At 61.2% G+C, this 22,169-nt stretch carries 26 protein-coding genes and 1 pseudogene; 13 read left to right on the top strand and 14 right to left on the bottom strand.

The annotated features are described in order from the left end of the window. Positions 1-2: 2 nt before the first annotated feature. Complete coding sequence (gene aat, locus ACF6ZU_RS01960; protein WP_392890256.1) at positions 3-683, bottom strand: leucyl/phenylalanyl-tRNA--protein transferase; 681 nt, start codon at positions 681-683, stop codon at positions 3-5. Positions 684-747: 64 nt separating this feature from the next. Beyond that, positions 748-1,707, bottom strand: coding sequence for a thioredoxin-disulfide reductase (trxB, locus tag ACF6ZU_RS01955; RefSeq protein WP_392890255.1), 960 nt, complete (start codon positions 1,705-1,707; stop codon positions 748-750). A gap of 295 nt (positions 1,708-2,002) precedes the next feature. Between trxB and ACF6ZU_RS01950 the strand changes: the two genes are divergently transcribed. Together ACF6ZU_RS01950 and lolA are read left to right on the top strand one after the other, a co-directional pair. After that, on the top strand, positions 2,003-4,414 hold the full coding sequence (locus tag ACF6ZU_RS01950) for a DNA translocase FtsK (protein WP_392890253.1): 2,412 nt from the start codon (positions 2,003-2,005) through the stop codon (positions 4,412-4,414). Positions 4,415-4,494: 80 nt separating this feature from the next. Continuing rightward, complete coding sequence (lolA, locus tag ACF6ZU_RS01945; RefSeq protein ID WP_392890252.1) at positions 4,495-5,118, top strand: outer membrane lipoprotein chaperone LolA; 624 nt, start codon at positions 4,495-4,497, stop codon at positions 5,116-5,118. An 11-nt stretch (positions 5,119-5,129) separates the two neighbouring features. On the opposite strand, the pseudogene ACF6ZU_RS01940 reads toward lolA, so the two are convergent. Next, positions 5,130-5,246 (bottom strand): annotated as a pseudogene (locus ACF6ZU_RS01940) (outer membrane lipoprotein carrier protein LolA); the annotation flags it as partial. Between the two features lie 21 nt (positions 5,247-5,267). On the opposite strand from ACF6ZU_RS01940, the gene ACF6ZU_RS01935 reads away from it, so the two are divergent. From ACF6ZU_RS01935 to cysG, 4 genes are read left to right on the top strand one after another with little or no spacing between them, the layout of a single operon-like run. Continuing rightward, positions 5,268-6,590 carry a replication-associated recombination protein A gene (locus tag ACF6ZU_RS01935; RefSeq protein ID WP_008029505.1) on the top strand — a complete coding sequence of 441 codons (1,323 nt, stop codon included), beginning with the start codon at positions 5,268-5,270 and terminating at the stop codon, positions 6,588-6,590. Continuing rightward, a complete protein-coding gene (gene crcB, locus ACF6ZU_RS01930) occupies positions 6,590-6,964 on the top strand; it encodes a fluoride efflux transporter CrcB (RefSeq protein ID WP_027614675.1) in 375 nt (124 codons plus the stop codon). The genes ACF6ZU_RS01935 and crcB overlap by 1 nt, the downstream gene beginning before the upstream one ends. A 15-nt stretch (positions 6,965-6,979) precedes the next feature. Next, a complete protein-coding gene (gene serS / locus ACF6ZU_RS01925; protein WP_392890251.1) occupies positions 6,980-8,260 on the top strand; it encodes a serine--tRNA ligase in 1,281 nt (426 codons plus the stop codon). Then, complete coding sequence (cysG, locus tag ACF6ZU_RS01920) at positions 8,261-9,655, top strand: siroheme synthase CysG (protein WP_392890250.1); 1,395 nt, start codon at positions 8,261-8,263, stop codon at positions 9,653-9,655. Positions 9,656-9,776: 121 nt separating this feature from the next. Here the strand turns inward: cysG and ACF6ZU_RS01915 are convergent, their stop codons facing one another. The 9 genes from ACF6ZU_RS01915 to ACF6ZU_RS01875 all read right to left on the bottom strand — a co-directional run bounded on the left by ACF6ZU_RS01915 (position 9,777) and on the right by ACF6ZU_RS01875 (position 14,774). Next, a complete protein-coding gene (locus ACF6ZU_RS01915) occupies positions 9,777-10,784 on the bottom strand; it encodes a glutathione S-transferase family protein (protein WP_392890249.1) in 1,008 nt (335 codons plus the stop codon). A gap of 90 nt (positions 10,785-10,874) precedes the next feature. Further along, positions 10,875-11,876, bottom strand: coding sequence for a glycosyl transferase family protein (locus ACF6ZU_RS01910; protein ID WP_392890248.1), 1,002 nt, complete (start codon positions 11,874-11,876; stop codon positions 10,875-10,877). Then, positions 11,873-12,208 carry a TusE/DsrC/DsvC family sulfur relay protein gene (locus tag ACF6ZU_RS01905; protein ID WP_008043792.1) on the bottom strand — a complete coding sequence of 112 codons (336 nt, stop codon included), beginning with the start codon at positions 12,206-12,208 and terminating at the stop codon, positions 11,873-11,875. The genes ACF6ZU_RS01910 and ACF6ZU_RS01905 overlap by 4 nt, the downstream gene beginning before the upstream one ends. Beyond that, a complete protein-coding gene (gene tusB / locus ACF6ZU_RS01900) occupies positions 12,205-12,498 on the bottom strand; it encodes a sulfurtransferase complex subunit TusB (RefSeq protein ID WP_392890246.1) in 294 nt (97 codons plus the stop codon). The genes ACF6ZU_RS01905 and tusB overlap by 4 nt, the downstream gene beginning before the upstream one ends. Beyond that, the gene (gene tusC, locus ACF6ZU_RS01895; RefSeq protein WP_392890245.1) at positions 12,498-12,860 is read right to left on the bottom strand and encodes a sulfurtransferase complex subunit TusC; all 363 of its coding nucleotides are present in this window, start codon (positions 12,858-12,860) and stop codon (positions 12,498-12,500) included. Before tusC ends, tusB begins: the two co-directional genes overlap by 1 nt. A 1-nt stretch (position 12,861) precedes the next feature. Then, positions 12,862-13,254 carry a sulfurtransferase complex subunit TusD gene (tusD, locus tag ACF6ZU_RS01890; protein WP_392890244.1) on the bottom strand — a complete coding sequence of 131 codons (393 nt, stop codon included), beginning with the start codon at positions 13,252-13,254 and terminating at the stop codon, positions 12,862-12,864. 190 nt (positions 13,255-13,444) lie between these two features. Continuing rightward, complete coding sequence (locus tag ACF6ZU_RS01885) at positions 13,445-14,149, bottom strand: YoaK family protein (RefSeq protein ID WP_392890243.1); 705 nt, start codon at positions 14,147-14,149, stop codon at positions 13,445-13,447. Positions 14,150-14,177: 28 nt separating this feature from the next. Beyond that, positions 14,178-14,507 (bottom strand): DUF6388 family protein, encoded by a 330-nt coding sequence (locus ACF6ZU_RS01880; protein WP_392890241.1) that lies wholly within the window; start codon positions 14,505-14,507, stop codon positions 14,178-14,180. An 18-nt stretch (positions 14,508-14,525) separates the two neighbouring features. Continuing rightward, on the bottom strand, positions 14,526-14,774 hold the full coding sequence (locus tag ACF6ZU_RS01875) for a hypothetical protein (protein WP_392890240.1): 249 nt from the start codon (positions 14,772-14,774) through the stop codon (positions 14,526-14,528). Positions 14,775-14,934: 160 nt separating this feature from the next. Between ACF6ZU_RS01875 and ACF6ZU_RS01870 the strand changes: the two genes are divergently transcribed. After that, positions 14,935-15,285: a hypothetical protein gene (locus ACF6ZU_RS01870; protein ID WP_392890239.1), complete on the top strand. Its 351-nt coding sequence runs from the start codon at positions 14,935-14,937 to the stop codon at positions 15,283-15,285. 130 nt (positions 15,286-15,415) lie between these two features. Here ACF6ZU_RS01870 and ACF6ZU_RS01865 read toward each other — a convergent pair whose 3' ends face one another. Then, positions 15,416-15,835, bottom strand: a complete 420-nt coding sequence (locus ACF6ZU_RS01865; protein WP_392890238.1) for a GNAT family N-acetyltransferase — start codon at positions 15,833-15,835, stop codon at positions 15,416-15,418. Positions 15,836-15,985: 150 nt separating this feature from the next. Here ACF6ZU_RS01865 and ACF6ZU_RS01860 point away from each other — a divergent pair, with 150 nt between their 5' ends. Both ACF6ZU_RS01860 and ACF6ZU_RS01855 read left to right on the top strand, forming a co-directional pair. After that, on the top strand, positions 15,986-16,423 hold the full coding sequence (locus ACF6ZU_RS01860; protein WP_392890236.1) for a hemerythrin domain-containing protein: 438 nt from the start codon (positions 15,986-15,988) through the stop codon (positions 16,421-16,423). A gap of 52 nt (positions 16,424-16,475) precedes the next feature. Further along, positions 16,476-17,069 carry an NUDIX domain-containing protein gene (locus tag ACF6ZU_RS01855; RefSeq protein WP_392890235.1) on the top strand — a complete coding sequence of 198 codons (594 nt, stop codon included), beginning with the start codon at positions 16,476-16,478 and terminating at the stop codon, positions 17,067-17,069. A gap of 204 nt (positions 17,070-17,273) precedes the next feature. Here the strand turns inward: ACF6ZU_RS01855 and ACF6ZU_RS01850 are convergent, their stop codons facing one another. Continuing rightward, positions 17,274-17,786, bottom strand: coding sequence for a methylated-DNA--[protein]-cysteine S-methyltransferase (locus tag ACF6ZU_RS01850; RefSeq protein ID WP_392890234.1), 513 nt, complete (start codon positions 17,784-17,786; stop codon positions 17,274-17,276). 150 nt (positions 17,787-17,936) lie between these two features. Between ACF6ZU_RS01850 and ggt the strand changes: the two genes are divergently transcribed. From ggt to ACF6ZU_RS01830, 4 genes are all read left to right on the top strand, one after another. Beyond that, entirely contained in the window at positions 17,937-19,664 is a 1,728-nt protein-coding gene (gene ggt / locus ACF6ZU_RS01845; protein WP_392890232.1) for a gamma-glutamyltransferase, read from the top strand. Between the two features lie 69 nt (positions 19,665-19,733). Continuing rightward, positions 19,734-20,267, top strand: a complete 534-nt coding sequence (locus tag ACF6ZU_RS01840) for a cysteine hydrolase family protein (protein ID WP_392890231.1) — start codon at positions 19,734-19,736, stop codon at positions 20,265-20,267. A gap of 433 nt (positions 20,268-20,700) precedes the next feature. Beyond that, positions 20,701-21,807, top strand: a complete 1,107-nt coding sequence (locus tag ACF6ZU_RS01835) for a sterol desaturase family protein (RefSeq protein WP_392890230.1) — start codon at positions 20,701-20,703, stop codon at positions 21,805-21,807. Further along, complete coding sequence (locus tag ACF6ZU_RS01830; protein WP_392890229.1) at positions 21,708-22,166, top strand: GNAT family N-acetyltransferase; 459 nt, start codon at positions 21,708-21,710, stop codon at positions 22,164-22,166. The genes ACF6ZU_RS01835 and ACF6ZU_RS01830 overlap by 100 nt, the downstream gene beginning before the upstream one ends. Positions 22,167-22,169: the final 3 nt, after the last annotated feature.

Below are 22,169 nucleotides of genomic sequence, written 5' to 3'. Positions count from 1 at the left end.
GCTCAGCAAACCCAGGTGGCACCGCTGGGTTGATCCAGATGCTGCGCAAGGTAGCGGGCAAACTCGCGACGAGGAATGGCCCGGGCGCCCAGGCTGTGCAGATGGTCGGTAGGCATCTGGCAATCGATCAGCACGAAACCCGAGTCTTTCAGATGTTTGACCAGCGTGGCAAAGCCAAATTTGGAGGCGTTGTCGGCGCGGCTGAACATCGACTCGCCGAAAAACAGCTGACCCATCGCCAGGCCATAGAGCCCGCCGACCAGCTCGTCCTGGTCCCAGACCTCGACTGAGTGGGCGTAGCCGCGCTGGTGCAGGTCGAGGTAGGCATTCTGCATCGCTTCGGTGATCCAGGTCCCGTCGGCGTAATCCCGTGGTGCGGCGCAGGCGCGAATGACCGCGGCAAAATCCTGATCGAAGGTCACCTGGTAGCGTTGCTGGCGCAGCAATTTGCCCAGGCTGCGCGAGACATGCAGTTCGTCGGGAAACAGCACGGTGCGCGGATCCGGCGACCACCAGAGAATCGGCTGGCCCTCTGAAAACCACGGGAAGCAACCGTGGCGGTAGGCCTTGATCAGACGGTCGGCGGACAGATCGCCGCCCGCCGCCAGCAATCCGTTGGGATCGCGCATGGCTTTTTCCAGCGGCGGGAACGTCAGGGTGTTGCGTTGTAACCAAGTCAGCATGGCATTCGGGCTTACAGAAGGGGAGGGCAGTGGTGGGCGGTTGCGCCCACCGTGAAGTTTGCCGTCAAACGGTCGGAATGTCGTCGAGGTATTTTTCGGCGTCCAGTGCGGCCATGCAACCGGCCCCGGCGGAAGTGACGGCCTGGCGATAAACGTGATCGGCCACATCGCCGGCGGCGAACACGCCGGGGATTTCGGTCGCCGTGGCATCGCCTTCGCTGCCGCCTTTGACTCGCAGATAGCCGTCGTGCATCTCCAGTTGGCCGATGAACAGGTCGGTGTTGGGTTTGTGGCCGATGGCAATGAACACGCCGGCCAGCGGCAATTCGCTGGTTGCCCCGGTATGGCTGTCGCGCAAGCGGGCGCCGATCACGCCGCTGGAATCGCCCAATACTTCGTCGAGTTGCTGGTTCCAGTGCAGGCGGATATTGCCCTTGGCGGCTTTTTCGAAGAGTTTGTCCTGGAGGATTTTTTCCGAGCGCAATTTATCGCGGCGATGAATCAGGTGAACTTCCTTGGCGATGTTCGATAAATACAGTGCTTCTTCAACAGCGGTATTACCGCCGCCGACGACAGCGACGACCTGATTTCGATAAAAGAACCCGTCGCACGTCGCGCAGGCTGAAACGCCTCTGCCGGCAAATGCCTCTTCCGAGGGTAAGCCGAGGTATTGCGCCGAGGCACCGGTCGCAATAATCAGTGCATCGCAGGTGTAAGTACCGCTGTCGCCGGTAAGTTCGAACGGGCGCTGTTGCAACTTGGCCGTGTGGATGTGGTCGTAAACGATCTCTGTGGCAAAGCGCTCGGCGTGTTTTTGCATGCGTTCCATCAGTGCCGGACCGGTCAGGCCTTCGACGTCGCCGGGCCAGTTATCGACTTCGACGGTGGTGGTGAGCTGGCCACCTGCCTGTATGCCGGTAATGACCACGGGTTTGAGGTTGGCGCGGGCGGCATAAACCGCTGCGCTGTAACCGGCGGGACCAGAACCCAGAATGATCAGGCGGCAATGCTTGGATTCGCTCATAAAACACCTCATAAGCCTTTGTCACAAAAGAGAATGCGTGCTCAAATTGAAGCGCAGGTGCTGTGCCGTTAGCTATGCTGATCCATGGCTTGCCAGCATGGCATCGTACGAACAAACCCGTACAATGCGTGCCGGTCACTTGAATATTCAATGCGCACCGTGTTTATAAAAACCGGAGTGCAGTGTTAAAAGTAGTCCCAGTTGCGCCTGTTAACTTTTTTACCTGCCTGGATTGGGCAGTTTTTTATAGTCATTCAATAGATGGACGCGCCATAGGCGCAGGAAAAGTAACGTTTTGAAGAAATCCACCGCAGCACCTAAACCAGCCGTCGTTCCGCTTTGGCGCCAGCATTTGCACTACCGACTCAAGGAAGGTGCACTGATCGCCATCGGCGGGCTGTGCCTGTTCCTGATGATGGCCTTGCTGACTTACGGCAAGGACGATCCGGGCTGGAGCCATAACAGCAAGATCGACGATGTGCAGAACTTCGGCGGACCGGTCGGCTCCTACAGTGCCGACATCCTGTTCATGGTCCTGGGTTACTTCGCCTACATCTTCCCGCTGTTGCTGGCGATCAAGGCTTATCAAATTTTCCGTCAGCGCCACCAGCCGTGGGAGTGGAGCGGCTGGCTGTTCTCCTGGCGTCTGATCGGCCTGGTGTTCCTGGTGCTGTCGGGCGCCGCGCTGGCGCACATCCATTTCCATGCCGCGACCGGTCTGCCGGCCGGCGCCGGCGGGGCGCTGGGCGAGAGCCTGGGCGACCTGGCCAAAAACGCCCTGAACATCCAGGGCAGCACCTTGCTGTTCATCGCTCTGTTTCTGTTCGGCCTGACCGTGTTCACCGACCTGTCCTGGTTCAAGGTGATGGACGTCACCGGCAAGATCACCCTCGACCTGTTCGAACTGTTCCAGGGTGCGGCCAATCGCTGGTGGGCCGCCCGTGTCGAGCGCAAGCAACTGGTCGCGCAATTGCGTGAAGTCGACGATCGCGTGCATGACGTGGTCGCACCGACGGTCACCGACAAGCGCGAACAAGCCAAGGTCAAGGAGCGCCTGATCGAGCGCGAGCAGGCCCTCAGCAAGCACATGTCGGAGCGCGAGAAGCAGGTGCCGCCGGTGATTGCCCCCGCGCCAGCGAAACCCGCCGCACCCAGCAAGCGCGTGGAAAAAGAGAAACAGGCGCCGTTGTTCGTCGACAGCGCTGTCGAAGGCACCTTGCCGCCGATCTCGATTCTCGACCCCGCAGAAAAGAAACAACTCAATTATTCGCCTGAATCCCTGGCGGCCGTCGGCCACCTGCTGGAAATCAAGCTTAAGGAATTCGGCGTCGAAGTCTCGGTGGATTCGATCCACCCGGGCCCGGTGATTACCCGTTACGAAATCCAGCCCGCCGCCGGGGTCAAGGTCAGCCGCATCGCCAACCTGGCGAAAGACCTCGCGCGTTCCCTGGCCGTGACCAGCGTGCGGGTGGTGGAAGTGATTCCGGGCAAGACCACCGTCGGTATCGAGATTCCCAACGAAGACCGGCAGATCGTGCGCTTCTCCGAAGTGCTCTCGACGCCGGAATACGACAACTTCAAATCCCCGGTCACCCTGGCCCTGGGTCATGACATCGGCGGCAAGCCGGTCATCACCGACCTGGCCAAAATGCCGCACTTGCTGGTGGCCGGTACGACCGGTTCCGGTAAGTCGGTGGGCGTGAACGCGATGATCCTGTCGATCCTGTTCAAGTCCGGCCCGGAAGACGCCAAGCTGATCATGATCGACCCGAAAATGCTTGAACTGTCGATCTACGAAGGCATCCCGCACCTGCTGTGCCCGGTGGTGACCGACATGAAGGACGCGGCCAACGCCCTGCGCTGGAGCGTGGCGGAGATGGAGCGTCGCTACAAACTGATGGCGAAGATGGGCGTACGGAACCTGTCCGGCTTCAACGCCAAGGTCAAGGAAGCCCAGGACGCCGGCACGCCGCTGACCGATCCACTGTACAAACGCGAGAGCATTCACGACGAAGCGCCGCTGCTGACCAAGCTGCCGACCATTGTCGTGGTGGTCGACGAATTCGCCGACATGATGATGATCGTCGGCAAGAAGGTTGAAGAACTGATCGCCCGTATCGCCCAGAAGGCCCGTGCGGCTGGTATCCACTTGATCCTCGCGACCCAGCGTCCGTCGGTTGACGTGATCACCGGTCTGATCAAGGCGAACATCCCGACACGCATGGCGTTCCAGGTATCGAGCAAGATCGACTCCCGGACCATCATCGACCAGGGCGGCGCCGAGCAACTGCTGGGTCACGGTGACATGCTCTACATGCCGCCGGGCACCAGCCTGCCGATCCGTGTGCATGGCGCGTTCGTTTCCGATGACGAGGTTCATCGGGTGGTTGAAGCCTGGAAGTTGCGCGGTGCGCCGGAATACAACGACGACATCCTGGCCGGCGTCGAAGAGGCCGGCAGCGGCTTTGAAAATGGCGGTGGTGGTGGCGGTGATGACGATGCCGAAACTGACGCGCTCTACGACGAAGCGGTGCAGTTCGTTCTGGAAAGCCGTCGCGCGTCCATCTCGGCGGTTCAGCGCAAACTGAAAATCGGCTACAACCGCGCCGCCCGCATGATCGAAGCCATGGAAATGGCCGGGGTCGTGACGTCCATGAATACCAACGGTTCGCGTGAAGTCCTGGCACCTGGCCCGGTACGCGACTGATTTGATTTGATGCCCTGAATTGAAAAGCGATGGCGCAGTGACGCGTCATCGTACTCCCCACGAATGTTATGAGGACTCCCATGCGTCTTATCCGCATGCTGTTGCTGCCGGTACTGGCTTTGACCACGCTCTCGGCCCACGCCGATGACAAGGACGTGGCGCGCCTGACCCAACTGCTGGAAAAATCCCAGACCCTGACTGCTCGCTTCTCGCAGCTGACCCTTGATGGCAGCGGCACCCAGTTGCAGGAAACGGCCGGTGAAATGTCGCTGCAGCGGCCGGGCCTGTTCTACTGGCACACCGATGCGCCGGCCGAGCAAGTGGTGGTTTCCGACGGCAAGAAAGTAACCCTGTGGGACCCGGACCTGGAACAGGCCACCATCAAGACCCTCGACCTGCGCCTGAGCCAGACCCCGGCGTTGCTGCTGTCCGGTGATGTGTCGAAGATCAACCAGAGCTTCGACATCAGTGCCAAGGAAGCCGGCGGCGTGATCGACTTCACCTTGAAGCCGAAAACCAAGGACACGCTGTTCGACAGCCTGCGCCTGTCGTTCCGCAATGGCCTGGTCAATGACATGCAACTGATCGACAGCGTCGGCCAGCGCACCAACATCCTGTTCACCGGCGTGAAGGCCAACGAGCCGATTCCGGCATCCAAGTTCAAGTTCGACATCCCGAAAGGCGCGGACGTGATCCAGGAATAACCGCCGCCCTCTGTAGGAGCGAGCTTGCTCGCGAAAAACCTGAGCGCTCCGTGGGGTATCAGGTTTTCCGCGTTATCGTTGACGACCATCGCGAGCAAGCTCGCTCCTACAGGGGCTACGGTGTTCATAGTGAGGTTTCATAAGCAGTGATGGACCTGTTTCGCAGTGCCCCGATAGCTCAGCCCCTGGCCGCGCGTTTGCGTGCGGCCAATCTGGACGAGTACGTCGGTCAGGAACACGTGCTCGCTCGCGGCAAACCCTTGCGTGAGGCGCTGGAGCAGGGTGCCCTGCATTCGATGATTTTCTGGGGCCCGCCGGGCGTGGGCAAAACCACGCTGGCGCGGCTGCTGGCGGAAGTCTCGGATGCGCACTTCGAAACGGTCTCGGCCGTACTGGCCGGGGTGAAGGAAATCCGCCAGGCGGTGGAAATCGCCAAGCAACAGGCCGGTCAATACGGCAAGCGCACCATTCTGTTCGTCGATGAAGTGCACCGCTTCAACAAGTCGCAGCAGGATGCGTTTCTGCCGTACGTTGAAGACGGCACGCTGATTTTCATCGGCGCGACCACGGAAAACCCTTCGTTCGAACTCAACAACGCCTTGCTCTCCCGGGCCCGTGTCTACGTGCTCAAAAGCCTCGATGAAGCGGCGCTGCGCAAACTGGTGCACCGCGCGCTCACTGAAGAACGCGGCCTGGGCAAACGGCAGCTGACCCTCAGCGATGAAGGTTTCCAGATGCTGCTGTCCGCCGCCGATGGCGATGGCCGGCGCCTGCTCAACCTGCTGGAAAATGCTTCCGACCTGGCCGAAGACAACAGCGAGATCGGCGTCGATCTGCTGCAAAGCCTGCTCGGCGACACCCGCCGTCGTTTCGACAAGGGCGGCGAAGCGTTCTACGACCAGATTTCCGCGCTGCACAAATCGGTGCGAGGTTCCAACCCGGACGGCGCGTTGTACTGGTTCGCGCGGATGATCGACGGCGGATGCGATCCGCTGTACCTCGCGCGACGCGTGGTGCGTATGGCCAGCGAAGACATCGGCAACGCCGATCCGCGCGCCCTGAGCCTGTGCCTGGCGGCGTGGGAAGTGCAGGAACGCCTGGGCAGCCCGGAAGGCGAACTGGCAGTGGCCCAAGCCATCACCTATCTGGCTTGCGCACCAAAAAGCAACGCGGTGTACATGGGCTTCAAAGCCGCGATGCGCAGCGCCACCGAGCACGGTTCGCTGGAAGTGCCGCTGCACCTGCGCAACGCGCCGACAAAATTGATGAAACAGCTGGGTTACGGCGACGAATACCGTTACGCCCATGATGAGCCGGACGCCTACGCCGCTGGCGAAGATTACTTCCCTGAAGAGCTTGAGCCACAACCGTTCTATCAGCCGGTGCCGCGTGGCCTGGAGCTGAAGATCGGCGAGAAACTCAATCACCTTGCGCAACTAGACCGTTTAAGCCCCCGGCAGCGGAGAAAATAGTGCTTCCATTGATCGTTGCGGTATCCGTCGGCGGGATTGCCGGCACCCTGTTGCGCTTCGCCACCGGTAATTGGGTCAACGCTAATTGGCCGCGGCACTTCTATACCGCGACGCTCGCCGTTAATATCGTCGGCTGTTTGCTGATCGGCGTTCTATACGGTCTGTTTTTGATACGCCCGGAGGTGCCGATCGAGGTGCGCGCCGGGTTGATGGTCGGCTTCCTCGGGGGGCTGACGACTTTTTCATCCTTTTCACTGGATACGGTGCGCCTGCTGGAAAGCGGGCAAGTGCCGCTGGCCCTGGGCTATGCTGCCATCAGCGTATTCGGCGGGCTGCTCGCCACCTGGGCCGGCCTGTCCTTGACCAAACTTTGATAACGAGAGACCGACATGCTCGATTCCAAACTGTTACGTAGCAACCTTCAGGACGTAGCGGACCGCCTGGCATCCCGTGGCTATACGCTGGATGTCGCGCGCATCGAAGCGCTGGAAGAACAGCGCAAGACCGTCCAGACCCGCACCGAAGCACTGCAGGCTGAACGTAATGCCCGTTCCAAATCCATCGGTCAGGCCAAGCAGCGCGGCGAAGACATCGCGCCGTTGATGGCGGACGTCGAGCGCATGGCGGGCGAACTGGCTGCCGGCAAAACCGAGCTGGACGCGATCCAGACCGACCTGGATGCAATCCTGCTCGGTATCCCCAACCTGCCGCACGAATCCGTACCGCTCGGCGCAGACGAAGACGGCAACGTCGAAGTGCGCCGCTGGGGCACCCCGACCGCATTCGATTTCCCGATTCAGGACCACGTTGCCCTGGGCGAGAAGTTCGGCTGGCTGGACTTCGAAACCGCCGCCAAGCTGTCCGGCGCGCGTTTCGCCTTGCTGCGTGGCCCGATCGCCCGTCTGCACCGCGCCCTGGCGCAGTTCATGATCAACCTGCACGTCACCGAGCACGGCTATGAAGAGGCTTACACGCCTTATCTGGTCCAGGCGCCGGCGCTGCAAGGAACCGGTCAGCTGCCGAAGTTCGAAGAAGACCTGTTCAAGATCGCGCGCGAAGGCGAAGCCGATCTGTACTTGATCCCGACCGCAGAAGTGTCGCTGACCAACATCGTTGCCGGCGAAATCGTCGATTCGAAACTGCTGCCGATCAAGTTCGTCGCCCACACCCCGTGCTTCCGCAGCGAAGCCGGCGCGTCGGGTCGTGATACTCGCGGCATGATCCGTCAGCACCAGTTCGACAAGGTCGAGATGGTCCAGATCGTTGAGCCGTCGACCTCGATGGACGCGCTGGAAGGCCTGACCGCCAACGCCGAGAAAGTCCTGCAATTGCTGGGTCTGCCTTATCGCACCATCGCCCTGTGCACCGGCGACATGGGCTTCAGCGCGGTCAAGACCTACGACCTGGAAGTGTGGATCCCGAGCCAGGACAAGTACCGCGAAATCTCGTCGTGCTCCAACTGCGGTGATTTCCAGGCCCGTCGCATGCAAGCGCGTTTCCGCAACCCGGAAACCGGCAAGCCTGAGCTGGTTCACACCCTCAACGGTTCGGGTCTGGCCGTCGGTCGTACCCTGGTCGCCGTGCTGGAAAACTACCAGCAGGCCGACGGTTCGATCCGTGTGCCGGACGTACTGAAACCGTACATGGGTGGCCTTGAGGTCATCGGCTAAATGAAATATCTGCCGCTGTTTCACAACCTTCGCGGCAGTCGTGTGTTGGTCGTCGGTGGGGGGGAGATTGCCTTGCGCAAATCCCGCCTGCTGGCCGAAGCCGGTGCGCTGCTGCGGGTGGTTGCACCTGAGATCGAAGCGCAATTGCGTGAACTGGTTATTGGCAGTGGTGGCGAGTGCCTGTTGCGTGGCTATGTCGAAACGGATCTCGACGGTTGCGGGCTGATCATTGCTGCCACCGACGACGAACCGCTGAATGCACAAGTCTCCGCTGATGCCCATCGGCGCTGCGTGCCCGTCAACGTGGTGGATGCGCCGGCGCTGTGCAGCGTGATTTTTCCGGCCATTGTTGACCGTTCGCCACTGATCGTTGCCATTTCCAGCGGCGGCGATGCGCCGGTGCTGGCACGCTTGATCCGCGCGAAGATCGAAACCTGGATTCCTTCGACCTACGGTCAACTGGCCGGTCTGGCCGCGCGTTTTCGCAATCAGGTCAAAGGTCTGCTGCCCGATGTGCAGCAACGCCGGGCTTTTTGGGAAGATGTTTTCCAGGGCCCGATTGCTGATCGTCAGCTGGCCGGGCAGGGCGCTGAAGCCGAGCGTTTATTGCTGTCGAAGATCGCGGGTGAGCCGCCGAAAAAAACCGGCGAAGTCTACTTGGTCGGCGCCGGGCCGGGTGATCCCGACCTGCTGACCTTCCGCGCCTTGCGGCTGATGCAACAAGCCGATGTGGTGCTGTACGACCGTCTGGTCGCACCTGCGATTCTTGATTTGTGCCGTCGCGATGCCGAGCGGGTCTACGTTGGCAAGCGCCGCGCCGATCACGCCGTGCCGCAGGATCAGATCAACCAGCAATTGGTGGACCTGGCCAAACAGGGCAAGCGCGTGGTGCGGTTGAAGGGCGGTGATCCGTTCATCTTCGGCCGTGGCGGGGAAGAGATCGAGGAACTGGCGGCCCATGGCATCCCGTTCCAGGTCGTCCCGGGCATCACGGCGGCCAGTGGTTGCGCGGCGTATGCCGGGATTCCGCTGACCCATCGCGATTACGCGCAGTCGGTGCGCTTTGTCACCGGGCACCTGAAGGACGGTTCCACCGATTTGCCGTGGGCCGACCTGGTTGCACCGGCACAGACCCTGGTGTTTTACATGGGGCTGGTGGGCTTGCCGATCATTTGCGAGCAGTTGATCAAGCATGGTCGTGCGGCCGATACCCCGGCGGCGTTGATCCAGCAGGGCACCACGATCAACCAGCGGGTGTTTACCGGCACGCTGGCTGATCTTCCACGGTTGGTGGCGGAGCATGAAGTGCATGCGCCGACGCTGGTGATCGTTGGGGAAGTGGTGCAGTTGCGCGAGAAGCTGGCGTGGTTTGAAGGGGCTCAGGCGCAGGTCTAGAGACCGAGTCGCCCCAATCGCGAGCAGGCTCGCTCCCACCGGGGATTTGTGTCGTTCACAAATTCCCTGTGGGAGCGGGCTTGCCCGCGATGGGGCCATCAAACCCGCCGCAAATTCCAGATCAGGCGCTGTTCTTGCGCCAAACCCCTTTCCCGCTCAACCGCGCCCGATCATGCGGCGCATTGAAATCCTGCTCCGGCCCTTTCGGCACAACCCCTGTCGGGTTGATGGTCTTGTGGCTGCCATAGTAGTGCTTCTTGATGTGCTCGAAATCCACCGTCTCGGCAATCCCCGGCCACTGGTAAATCTCCCGAAGCCAGTTCGACAGGTTCGGATAGTCAGCGATCCGTCGCAGGTTGCATTTGAAGTGCCCGTGATACACCGCATCAAAACGAATCAGTGTGGTGAACAGGCGAATGTCCGCCTCGGTCAGGTATTCGCCCACCAGATAGCGATTGGCGCCCAGCAGCGCTTCCAGTCGATCCAGCTCGGCAAACAACCCATCAAAGGCTTCTTCATAAGCCTGTTGTGACGTGGCAAACCCGGCGCGGTACACGCCGTTGTTCACCGCCGGATAGATCCGCTCGTTCAGCGCATCGATCTCGGCCCGCAACGGCGCCGGGTAGAAGTCCAGGTCATTGCCGGTCAGCTCATCGAAGGCACTGTTGAACATGCGGATGATTTCCGCCGATTCGTTGTTGACGATGCGGTTCTGCTGTTTGTCCCAGAGCACCGGCACGGTGACGCGGCCGGTGTAGTCGGCGGTATCGGCGGTGTAGCGCTGGTGCATGAAGTCGAGATTATCGAGTTTGTCGCCGGTCGAGCCCAGGGCCTGGTCGAAGGTCCAGCCGTTTTCCAGCATCAGCCAGCTGACCACCGAGACGTCGATCAGGCTGTCGAGGCCTTTGAGTTTGCGCAGGATCAGCGTGCGATGGGCCCAGGGACAGGCAAGCGATACGTAGAGGTGATAGCGCCCCGGTTCCGCCGCAAAGCCTCCGACACCGGTCGGACCCGCCTCGCCATTGGCGGTCAGCCAGTTACGACGTTGCGCCTGTTCACGCTGGAACGCGCCGTCCTTGCTGCTTTCATACCACTGGTCCTGCCAGCGACCTTCAACTAACAAACCCATGTTCAAGACTCCTCAACCGATAAGCGTTGGAGAGGAGTCTATTCCGATAGGTTCGATAAAAAAGCGCAAAGGTTGGGCGCTTATGATCGGTTAAATCGATTTATCCCGCGCGTCCCAATACTGCTGGGCGGTGTCGAAGGCTTGCTCGCGGGTTTGGCCGAGGCCGCGCAAGGCGAGGGCCATGGTCGCGATCAGGGCCATTTGCGGGTAGCTGTCGACCACGTCGCCACGCCACACGGCTTTCAGATGCTCGGGATCCAGCGACGCAGGTTTGACGTGGCGCTGCGCCGACAGCTGCGGCCATTCTTCATCCCAGCTTTCGCCGCCGGTGGTGCCGTACAGGTGACTGTCGGCGTCCGGGTTGATCTCGATCTCGCCGCCATCGCCCTTGACCACGATTGCGGTATCCCCGAGCAGCCCGCTGGCATCGCGATGCACGGCCTGATAGCCGGGGTGGAAAATGCTTTGCAGGCCGCAGCGAGCGCCCAACGGATTGAGGATTCGCGTCAGGGAATGGATCGGCGAACGCAGGCCCAGCGTGTTGCGCAGGTCAATCATGCGCTGAAGTTGCGGTGCCCAATCGACCAAAGGCATGAATGCCAGGCCGCCATTATCGAGGGCCGAGCCGACCTGTTGCCAGGTGCGGCACAACGGGATCTTCAATTCATCCAGCAGTTGCTCGCTGTACAGCCGTCCGGCCGTGTGCGCGCCGCCGCCGTGCATGAAGATGCGCACGCCGTTCTGCGCCAGGCACTTGGCCGCCAGCAGATACCACGGCAGGTGGCGCTTCTTGCCGGCATAGGTCGGCCAGTCCAGATCGACCTTCAGCGCTGGCGCCTGCAAGCGTTCCCGCAAGGCTTCGGTGAAACCGGCCATCTCTTCGGCGCTTTCTTCCTTGTGCCGCAACAGCATCAGGAACGCGCCGAGCTGGGTGTCTTCGACCTTGTCGTCGAGCACCATGCCCATGGCTTCGCGGGCTTCCTCGCGGGTCAGGTCGCGGGCGCCGCGCTTGCCTTTACCGAGGATCCGCACGAACTGGGCGAACGGGTGCTCGGCGGGCGTTTCGAGGGTCAGCGCTGGGTAGTCGGTCATAAGCAATTCGTCGGTTTGGGCAGGCCCGCCAGTTTTGCGGCGAGTTTGGCAGGGGTGCCTTTGAACAGTCGGTTCAGGTGCAGGCTGTTGCCTTTTTCCGGACCGAGCTTCAACGCGGTGTACTTGATCAGCGGACGGGTGGCCGGGGACAGCTGGAACTCGGCGTAGAAGCTGCGCAGCAGTTCGAGGATTTCCCAGTGTTCGGGGCTCAACTCGATGTCTTCGGCAGCGGCGAGGGCGCTGGCGACGTCGGCGGACCAGTCGCTCAGTTCGACCAGAAATCCGTCCTTGTCCAATTCGATGGCGCGGGCGCCGACCGTCAATGCATTCATAGCCAGCTGTTGACCTTGTCGTAGTGGATCGACAGGTCGACGAAGGCGGGGTAGTCGATCGCCCTGGCCGTGTCGGGAATCTCCAGCGCGCGCGCCTGGGCGTCTTCGGCCAGCACGAACAGCGTCGGGTTGCGGGTGGTGAGCGCGTTGAACGGCGCAGTGCCCGGCTGCAACGCGTACACCGCGTCGCCGCTCAGCAACAGCGCATCGTTCGCGCCGATCACCCGCAGGCAACTGCTCAGGCGATCGTCGCCAAACGGGGAATGAGACAACACATGCAAAGTCGACATCAGAGGGTGATCACCTGGTCGTAACGGTCAATGAGGGCGGTGATTTCGTCTGTGGCCAGCACCTGAGCTTCTGCGAGCGCCAGACCGGTTGGGTCCAGACCGCGTTCAGCGGCGCTGTCGCCACAGACGAACAGGTCTTCGACACCAAACATCGGCAAGGCTTGCAGGTTGGCGCTCAGGTCTTTCTGTTGCAGGGCCTTGGCGTCCTGTTTCGCGGCGAGCTGGAACACGCCGTCATCGAGAAACAGCAGGCCGATCGGCAGGTCGAACGCGCCGCCGGCCAGTACGATGTCCAGCGCTTCCCGTGCATTCGGCCCGGACCACGGCGCCTGGCGGCTGATAATCAGCAAGGACTTGGGCATGTCATGCGCCTCCGAAACAGATCAGGCGGTCGGCATCCTGCACCGCGTCATGCAGTTGGCCGAGACCGGACAATTCCCACGGCGCGCCGACCGCAATGGCATCACGCTGATAACGCCCGGCTTCCTCGGCGTTCAACACGCCACGGCGCAGGGCCGCGGCGATGCAGACCACGCCGTCGAGTTGATGATCGGTGACGAAGGTTCGCCATTGCTTGGGCAAATCCTGTTCATCCTGGGGCGTGACCACGCTTGTGGACGCGTTGTAGACGCCATCCTGATAGAAAAACAGCCGGACAATCTCATGCCCGCCGGCCAGCGCGGCCTGGGCGAACAACAAGGCACGGCGCGAGGAGGGCGCATGGGCGGCGGAGAACAGCGCGATGGCGAACTTCATGACGGACTCGATCAGCGAAACTGCGGCCATGATAAGGCGTGGACCGAGTTGTCGCCATCGCCAGCAAGCCGGCTCCTACAAGTACGGTGTCGTTTACAAAACGTAGACCCGCCGCAAGTCCCCTGTAGGAGCCGGCTTGCCGGCGATGACAATCTGTCCGGCAACATCAATTCTGAATTTGCGATGCCTCTCAGCGCGGCATATACCCCAACTGCCAACGCCGCGGAATCTTCAGCGACAACAGACCCAGCGCCCCCGCGAGCAAACCGCTGAAAAACAACGCCTTGAGCCCAAGATGATGTTCCAGCACGGCACCTAGCACCGCGCCGGCAAACATTCCGGTCCAAGGGATCAACTGCACCCGCCAGCCATTGCGCCGTTCACCGAGCATCCAGCGTCCCAACCCGCGACCGAAGCGTGACAGGGCGCCGGTGACGTAGGTCAGGCCAACCGGCAGGCCGTTCACTTCTTCGACGGCGGCATTGAGCATGCCCATGGCAATGATCGCCGCCAGGAGCGGCAGAAGTTGTTCGTCATAGGGCCAGGCCGCCGCCGCACACAACAGCGTGGCGATGCACAGCAGCAAGGGTAGCGCGCGACGCCCGCCGACCCGGCTGACGACGATGCCCAAGGCATTGCCGACGACGAACGTCGCGACGAGCAGCAACAGGCGCAGGGTCAAACCCATGTCGCCGTCGCTGATCGCCACGGCGAGGCGGGTGGTGTTGCCGCTCATGAAGGAGACGAAATCGCCGCTGGCCATGAAGCCGATGGCGTCGGTCATGCCGGCGAGCACCGAGAGCGCGGCCACCAGCGACAGGCCGATGCGTCCGCGCCATTTCTGGGTGTGCAGGTGGCCCGTACTGGCGTGGGGAGTGGAGGACGAAGGCAGCATCGGCGGCGAGATCCTTGGGCAGCGAGGGTTACGGGGTCAACCCATATAACTCGCAATACTCCAGCCAGTCCATCCCCGCCATCTCGGCCACTTCCCGGTGTACGTTCAGGCGTTGAGCTTCGTAGTCCTGCGGCGTCGCGGCGGTCAGTTGCAGGGTCAGCTCCCAGGCAAACAACCCCAGGCGCTCGGCCTCGGCCTCGAACGCTTCATGCAAGCGTTCATCGCGAAACTGCGCTGCGGTTTCGCCTTTGGCCTGGGCCAAAAGCGGGTTGAGGTTGTCGAGTTCGTGGCGCAGTTCGGGGCGCTCATCGAGAAACTTCTGCAGCGCCTGCTCGTGTTGCTGTTCGGTTGCCGCCATGGTCGCTCCTTGAGAATGTTACGAAGACTGCTTCTTGCTGGCCTTGGCCGCAGCGGCCAGGCATTCGAGGGCAAACTGTTCGCAGTAGGTCATCTGGATCGGCGTGGTTTCGCCTTTGACGGTACGTTCGCCGTCGAGGATGTAACGAATCCGCTTGTCGGTGACGCCAATTCGCTTGGCGATCCAGGACGGTGTCTGACCGATCTGGCTGATCAGCTTGTCGGCGTATTCAGGGGTCGGTTTGTAGAATTCGGCGTTGGGTGTCATGGACGTTCCAGAAAAATGGGCCCGGAGAGAAGGGCGATGCCGCGTTTGGCGCGACAGGGTGCGCGAATCCCTGCGCGGTGTCGCGGACTAAATGAAGTAAAGCAGAACGATACGCCGGCCCACGGTGATACAGTCCGCTTTTTCTTGATGAGCACATGCAATGCGAATTCTGATGGTGGCCGTGGCCGCAACGTTGCTGGCGGGATGCGCGGGTTCGGTGATGAACGATGCCCGTACCGGCACCCCGTACAAAACCCTGACGTCGGACAAGCCGGAAAAAGTCGTGGCCCAGTGCGTGCAGTTCGCCTGGCAGGACGAGGCTGTGTTCGGTGTCGATGCGGGCGCGTACCTGCAGCCGGGCAAGAAGGGCGGTTCGACCGTTTACACGCGTTCGGCGGAGTCCTTCGTGGACGTCACCGCGGATGCGTCGGGTACTTCGCTGAGTTACTACGCGCAGCACGACGACTTTGTCGCCAAGCGCCGGTTGGCGGCGTTGGCGACTTGCCTGTGATCTAAAAGCGGCTGTTTTACCTCTGTGGGAGCGAGCCTGCTCGCGAAGCGGTGTGCCAGTCGACATCGATTTCGCCTGACACACCGCTTCGCGAGCAGGCTCGCTCCCACAAGGGTTTGTGTGTAGTCAGTCAGAGGCGTTTCTGGAAGAAGAAACGCTTGTGCCCCGGCGGGTAATCCACGATCTGCCCCAGCTCGCTGTAACCGAGCTTCTTGTAGAACTCCGGCGCCTGGAAGTCGAAGGTGTCCAGCCAGATCCCCAGGCATTCCTTCTCGCGGGCCAGGTCTTCGGCCATGCCCATCAGCTTCGAGCCCATGCCTTCGCCCCGGGCCTGTTCCGGCACCGACAGCAATTCGATGAATAGCCATTGGTAGAAAAACCGGCCGTACAGCCCGCCGAGGATTTCGCCCTGGTCATTGCGCACCAGCAGGGCCAGCGGTTGCGATTGACCGTCCCCCGCTTGCGCGACGTTGTAGGCCCGCAACGGTGCGAGGATCGCCTCGCGATCTTCCGGTGTCGGGTTTTGCGACAGTTCGATACTCAGTGTCATCGGCTACATCCTTATGGCGTTGAGACGCGAGGGTATCCGGGTCGCGGCGATTGTTCTATCCCCCTCGAAGAACATCGGAACCGCCGCCCGCGCGCAGGTGTCTAGCCTTTACAGCGTCATTCCAGAACGCGGCCGACATGAGGATTGCCAGTGAACATTTTTGAAGCCTTGCGCGAAAGCCACGACCGCCAGCGCACCTACGCAACCGCCTTGGTCAAGACCAGCGGCGACACCCCGGAGCGCGTCGAGGCCTACAAGCAGCTGAAGTCCGAACTCCAGGCCCATGAAACCGCTGAAGAGCGGGCTTTCTACATCCCGCTGATGGAGTTCGACAATGGCGTCGACCTGAGCCGCCATGCAATTGCCGAGCATCACGAGATGGATGAAATGATGGAAGAACTCGACGAGACCGAGATGTCCAGCCCGGCCTGGCTGGCGACGGCGAAGAAGCTCTCCGAGAAGGTCCACCATCACTTGAAGGAGGAAGAGCAGAAGTTCTTCCAGATGGCCGGCAAGCTGCTCGACGACAAGCAGAAAGAAACCCTCGCCGGGCAGTATGAAAAGGAATACAAGGCTCAGCTGCCATGACGGGTTTTTCGTCTAAGATGGGCGCCTTTTGACGATTTAAGGACGCCTTGTCATGCCGAACACCGCCGAGCGGGTCAACATCATCGAGTCCCAGGTGTTGTCCCACGACTGGTACCTGCTGAAGAAAGTCACCTTCGATTACCAGCGCAACAACGGCGAATGGCAACGCCAGACCCGCGAAGTCTATGACCGTGGCAATGGCGCGGCGATTCTGCTGTTCAACCGTGAGCGCAGGACGGTCGTGCTGACGCGCCAGTTCCGCTTGCCGGTGTTCGTCAACGGCCACGACGGTTTGCTGATCGAAGTGGCGGCCGGTTTGCTCGAAGGGGCTGCACCGGAAGAGCGGATTCGCGGTGAAGCCGAGGAAGAGACCGGCTATCGCGTGCACCATGTGCAGAAGGTGTTCGAGGCGTACATGAGCCCCGGTTCGGTGACGGAAAAGCTTCATTTTTTCATCGCTGAATATGACGCAGCGTCGAAGGTCAGCGAGGGCGGTGGGCTGGAAGAAGAGACCGAAGAACTGGAAGTGCTGGAGTGGTCGTTCGATGACGCGCTGGAGGCGTTTTATCGCGGGGAGATCTGCGATGCGAAGACCATCATGCTGTTGCAGTACGCCGCCATGAAAAACCTCTTCACCACCCCCTGAACCGGTAGGAGCCGGCTTGCCGGCGATAGCGACCTCAAGGCCTGCATTGCCGTCAAGGCCGCCATCGCCAGCAAGCCGGCTCCTACAATATTGCGTGAGTCGCGGAGTCCGGGATTAACACAAAACCTGTAGGAGCCGGCTTGCCGGCGATAGCGACCTCAGGGCCTGCATTGCCGTCGAGACCGCCATCGCAAAAAGCAAAAATCAAAAGCCTTCGAGGCGTCCGGTCTGTCCCCATTGCCCGCCTTCCAGGGTCAGCAACAATTCCTTCGCTTCCAGCCCGCCGGCAAACCCGGTGAGCTTTCCTGACGCGCCAATCACCCGATGACACGGCGCAATAATCGAAATCGGGTTCCTGCCATTCGCCGCCCCCACCGCTCGCACGGCGCTCGGGCTGCCGATCTGCTCGGCAATCTGGCTGTAGCTGCGGGTTTCGCCGAACGGAATGGTCAGCAGCGCCTGCCACACCTTTTTCTGAAATTCGGTCCCGGCGAAATCCAGCTCCAGGTCGAAGCGATTTCGCGTGCCGGCGAAGTACTCCGTCAGTTGCTCCCGGGCGCGGACCAGGATCGGATTGTCCGCCGCCTCGCTCATCGGCCCGAGTCGCACACGGTTCGGTTTGTCGTTTTCCCAGAGGATGGCCGCCAGTCTCGAACCGTTCGCGACCAGCTTCAACTCGCCGACCGGAGAGGCCATGGTGGTGAAGGTGTAACGCATGCGAGCGAGCTCCAAGGCAGTTGAACAGGTGGTCAGCATACTGCCTCGACGAGGAGGCGCAATACGCAATCCCAGCCATACTTGCCTCTGCTCATGACGCACATTCCCCTGTTTATGTGCTGACCCTGAAAACAAAAAAGAGACCGACTCATGAAGTTCGAACCTTTTGCCAAATCGCTCATCGCGACCTCATTGGCGCTCACCTGTCTCGTCGCACACGCGGCTTCCGTCGCCCCAGTCGCTGCAGAAAACGGCATGGTGGTCACCGCTCAGCACCTGGCCAGTCACGTGGGCGTGGATGTGCTCAAGAACGGTGGCAACGCCGTCGATGCCGCCGTCGCGGTCGGGTATGCGCTGGCGGTGGTCTATCCCGCGGCGGGTAACCTGGGCGGTGGCGGTTTCATGACCATTCAGCTGGCGGACGGGCGCAAGACCTTCCTCGACTTCCGCGAAAAAGCCCCGCTGGCCGCAACACCCGACATGTACCTCGACAAGCAGGGCAATGTCGTTCCGGACCTCAGCACCCGCGGCCACCTCGCGGTCGGCGTGCCGGGCACGGTGTCCGGCATGGAACTGGCGCTGAGCAAGTACGGCACCAAGCCGCGCAAGGATGTGATCGCCCCGGCCATCAAGCTGGCTGAAGACGGCTTTGAGCTGGAGCAGGGCGATGTCGACCTGCTGGAGTACGCCACCGACGTGTTCAAGAAGGACATCAAGGATTCCGGGGCGATCTTCCTGAGCAACGGCGAACCGATGCAGGTCGGGCAAAAACTGGTGCAGAAAGACCTGGCCAAGACCCTGCGGGAAATTTCCGAGAAGGGCGCCGATGGTTTCTATAAAGGCTGGGTGGCCGACGCCATTGTCACGTCCAGCCAGGCCAACAAGGGCATCATCACCCAGGCCGACCTCGACAAGTACAAGACCCGCGAACTGGCGCCCATCGAATGCGATTACCGGGGTTACCATGTGGTCTCGGCGCCACCGCCAAGTTCGGGCGGCGTGGTGATCTGCGAGATCATGAACATCCTCGACGGCTACCCGATGAAGGATCTGGGCTACCGCTCGGCGCAGGGCATGCACTACCAGATCGAAGCCATGCGCCACGCGTATGTCGACCGCAACAGCTACCTCGGCGACCCGGACTTCGTGAAGAACCCGATTGCCCATCTGCTGGATAAAAACTACGCGACCAAAATCCGCGCCGCCATCAACCCGCAAAAGGCTGCGGTGTCCAGTGAACTCAAGCCCGGCGTCGCGCCCCATGAAGGCAGCAACACCACCCATTACTCGATCGTCGACAAATGGGGCAACGCGGTGTCGGTGACCTACACCTTGAACGACTGGTTCGGCGCCGGCGTCATGGCCAGCAAAACCGGGGTCATCCTCAATGACGAGATGGACGACTTCACCTCGAAAATCGGCGTGCCGAACATGTATGGCTTGGTGCAAGGGGAGGCCAACGCCATTGCCCCGGGCAAGGCACCGCTGTCGTCGATGAGCCCGACCATTGTCACCAAGGACGGCAAAGTGGTGATGGTCGTCGGCACGCCGGGTGGCAGCCGCATCATCACCGCAACCTTGCTGACGATGCTCAACGTGATCGACTACGGCATGAACATCCAGGAAGCGGTGGATGCGCCGCGTTTCCACCAGCAGTGGCTACCGGAAGAAACCAACCTGGAAACCTTCACCACCAGCCCGGACACGGTGAAGCTGCTCGAGAGCTGGGGGCATAAGTTCGCCGGTCCGCAGGACGCCAACCACATCGCCGCGATCCTGGTCGGCGCGCCGTCGCTGGGCGGCAAACCGGTGGGCAAAAACCGCTTCTACGGGGCGAACGATCCACGTCGCAACACCGGGTTGTCGCTCGGTTATTGAGGGTTGTGTTTGCAGGGGGACGGATTTACTTTCGTCCCCTTGATCCAACAGCATTTCAAGGAAGGAACCATGACCTCTGCATTGTTAATCATCGACGTCCAGCGGGCGCTCTGCGCTGGTGAGTACGAGTGTTTCGAGATTGGTCGCATCATCGATACCATCAATGGCCTCAGCGCCCGTGCGCGAGCGGCCGGGATTCCGGTGGTGGTGATTCAGCACGAAGAAGCCGGCAGTCCTCTGGCCCATGAGGCAGAAGGCTGGCAACTGGCGGAAGGCCTGGACGTTTCGCCCAAGGATTGGCGCGTGCGCAAGACCACTCCGGATTCGTTCTACCAGACCAACCTGCAAAAACTGCTGCCGGTGCAGGATTTCGAGCAGTTGATCATCTGTGGGCTGCAAACCGATTACTGCGTGAATGCCACCGTGCGCCAGGCGCTGACCCTGGGCTATGACGTGGTGCTGGCGGCGGACGCCCACTCAACCGTGGACAACGGAAACATCACCGCCGAAGACATCATCGCCGAACACAACAAGGACCTCGCGCATTTGACCGGCTCGGTGGCGCGGATCGATGTGAAGCCTGCGGCGGCTATCACCGTCTAACCAGGATTGTAGGAGCCGGCTTGCTGGCGATGGCGACTTCACGGACGCCATCGCCGGCAAGCCGGCTCCTACAATTCCGGGGACTGCTCCGGATCGCGAAAACACCCACACCCCCTGTAGGAGCCAGCTTGCTGGCGATAGCGATTTCACCGACGCCATCGCCGGCAAGCCAGCTCCTGCCATTCCGGGCAATGCTCCGGATCGCGAAAACACCCACACCCCCTGTAGGAGCCAGCTTGCTGGCGATAGCGATTTCACCGACGCCATCGCCGGCAAGCCAGCTCCTGCGTCAGTCACAACGCCTTTGACGAAATCGTGCCAAAACGCTGGGTGAACCGGACGTACAGACACCTGAACTCAAGCTACACTTAAGAACCGTTCTCGGTTACGGTGTGGTTTTCAATGCCCATGTCTTGATGGAGGCGAGTTCGTCGTGGATGCCCTTTTGCTGCTTTATAACGGCTTGATCCACTGGGTTGTCGAGCCCGTTACCCGGCAGTTTCTGGGGCTTTTCGATCTCAACGGGCGCATGGGCCTGCTGTTTCTGGTCACCTCCTACAGCATCGCCTACGCCCTGTTCCGCTTCAGAAAACACCGAGGTCTCACCGACGCCCGGTCGTTCGGGCAGTTCATCGGCGGGCGTCGCGTGTATTTCCATCGTTCGGCATGGCTCGATTACCGCTATTACTTTGTGCGGGCGATCCTGAAGGTCGCGCTGGTGTTGCCGATTGTCGGCCTGGTCGACCCGATCGTCCTGCGCTCCGGTGACTACATCGCGTTTTTCACCAACCTGTGGGGCGCACGGGTGCAGGTGCAGGAGAATCTTTCGCTGTCCCTACTCTATGGGCTGGGCGTTTTCCTGATGAAAGACTTCATGGCTTACTGGGCGCACCGCGCCTTTCACTCACGGTGGCTGTGGGACTTTCACAAAGTCCATCATTCGGCGCCGGTGCTGGTGCCGGCGACTGCCAGCCGGGTGCACTTCGTGGAGAAGATCGTCGAGAAGCTGACGACGATCATCGGCATCGGCGCCTATGCCGGCATTTTCTGGTACGCCTGTGGTGGCGAGATCAGCCGCTATTCGCTGTTTGGCGTGACCTACCTGGTGTTCATCCTCAATGCCCTGGCGGCCAATCTGCGCCACAGCCATGTCTGGCTGTCATTCGGGCCGATGTTCGAACACGTGCTCAACAGCCCGGCCCAGCACCAGATTCACCACAGCGCCGCGCCGCAACACCACAACCGCAACTTCGGCATCAACCTCTCACTGTGGGACTGGATGTTCGGCACACTCTACGTCACCACGCCGAAGCCCGAGGTCCTGCGGTTCGGCACCGGGGAGGAGGATCACGACAGGTACCTGACGGTCTACAGTCTGATCGTCACCCCGTTTATCGACATTGCCCGCCACACCACAGCCGCCTCACGGAGACCGCTCTCATGGATGTCCAGGTACATCGCGCCGACGCCAGCCATCTCGACCTCATCGCCAGCCTCTTCGACGCCTACCGAGGTTTCTACGGCCAGCCCTCCAACCTGACGCAATCGCGCGCGTTCATTGCCGAGCGCATTGCTCGGGATGAGTCGGTGATTTTCCTCGCCCGGGACGCCGACGGCGAAGCGTTGGGTTTCGTCCAGTTGTTCCCGACGTTTTCTTCGATCGACGCGCACCGCACCTGGCTGTTGGGCGACCTGTTCACCGCGCCCGCGGCCCGCGGTCGCGGGGTAGGGCGGCAGCTGATGAACACCGCGCGCGCCTTCGCGGTGCTGAGCGGCGCCAAAGGCATGGTGCTGGAAACCGCCACCGACAATCACGGCGCGCAACACTTGTATGAATCCCTGGGGTATGTGCGCGACACGGGTTACTACACCTATTGCCTGGATCTGAAGCAGGGTTGATGT

The organism is Pseudomonas migulae, from assembly GCF_043225285.1.
GTDB lineage: Bacteria > Pseudomonadota > Gammaproteobacteria > Pseudomonadales > Pseudomonadaceae > Aquipseudomonas > Aquipseudomonas migulae_C.
This window is presented reverse-complemented; position numbering and strand designations above follow the sequence as displayed.